The organism is Caballeronia ptereochthonis, from assembly GCF_001545075.1.
Taxonomy (GTDB): Bacteria; Pseudomonadota; Gammaproteobacteria; order Burkholderiales; family Burkholderiaceae; genus Caballeronia; species Caballeronia ptereochthonis.
The window spans coordinates 1-1,303 of the sequence record NZ_FCOB02000093.1; the positions used below are offsets into that span (position 1 = coordinate 1).

At 59.4% G+C, this 1,303-nt stretch carries 1 protein-coding gene; it reads right to left on the bottom strand.

Going from position 1 to position 1,303, the window contains the following annotated elements:
* Nucleotides 1–4: 4 nt before the first annotated feature.
* On the bottom strand, nucleotides 5–1,225 hold the full coding sequence (locus AWB83_RS35585) for an ISL3 family transposase (RefSeq protein ID WP_087050265.1): 1,221 nt from the start codon (nucleotides 1,223–1,225) through the stop codon (nucleotides 5–7).
* Nucleotides 1,226–1,303: the final 78 nt, after the last annotated feature.

The window sequence follows — 1,303 nt, forward strand, 5'->3', positions numbered from 1 at the left end:
TGGTTCATCGAGCTTTTCCGGGGAACGCGGCGCGGATCTTGAGGAAGAAGTATTCCTCGTCGCGATACCCGTAGGCGCGTCGTTTGATGACTTTGATGGTGTTGTTGATGCCCTCGACGACACTCGTGTTCAGTGGGTGCCGGCACCGCGAGAGTATGCCGTGCAAGTAGCCTTGCAGCCGCTGGGCGAACTGATTCAAAGCGGCGATACCGCTTTGCTGCGCCTGCTCAAACCATTGCTCCCACGCTTTTTTAGCCCAGGCGAGGCGTCGATAGAACCAGAGTTGCTTGAGTTCGTCGCGTAGTACATACACGCACATCAATGGCTCGTTGGCTGCAAGCAATTCTTTCAGGTGAATCGACTGCTGTGGATTGAGATTGCGACGGTTGCGCAGCAACAGCCAGCGACTCGATTTCAGTATTCGTCGGGCGGGCTTGTCGTGTCGTAGCTGGTTGGCTTGATCGACCCGCACTCGATCGATGACCTCCCGTCCGTATTTGGCCACCACATGAAACAAGTCATAGACCACATCCGCCTGCGGGCAATGGGCTTTGATCTCCAGTTCATAGGCCGTGGTCATGTCGATGGCAACCGCTTCAATGCGCGCGGCCACGCCCTCGGGAAGCTGCTCGAAGAACGCGCGTGCGGTCTCGCGTGAGCGCCCGGGCCCGATCCAGAGCACCTGACGGTTGATCGGATCGACCACCACGGTGGCGTAGCGATGCCCTTTATGCAGAGCGAACTCGTCCATCGCCAGATAACGCAGCGACGACCAATCCGGTTCGACAAGACGTGCACGCAAGCGCATCTTGTCGATCGATTTGACCGTGTGCCAACCCAGATCGTAGAACTCAGCCACTGCCTGCACGCTGGCTGCTTGCAGCAACTTCTCGCACGCCCGCGCGAACCGCTCAGTGACTCGCTGGTAGCGCCCGAGCCAATCCAGCCGCTCTAGCCTGGGGCCGCCGCACCGATCGCACCACACGCGCCGACGCGGCACATGCAGCACCACTCGATATTCGAACAGCGGAAGATCACGAACCCGGCGCACGGTCGTCTCATGAATCTGCCTCGAACGGGCGCCGCATTGCTCGCAGCGCATCACTTTGCCCACCGGCTTTAGATAAAGCGCAAGCGTGCGGTGCTCGCCTTGCGGCCACTCCACACGCTCCACCCGATAGCCTTTCCAGCAACCCAGCGCTTCCAGTGCTTTGCGACCCAGCAATTCGGCCTCCAACGTCCCGTTTCCAGACGTTAGATTACAAAATCGCCGGTCGCCATCCACGGAATTCTGCGAAGAACC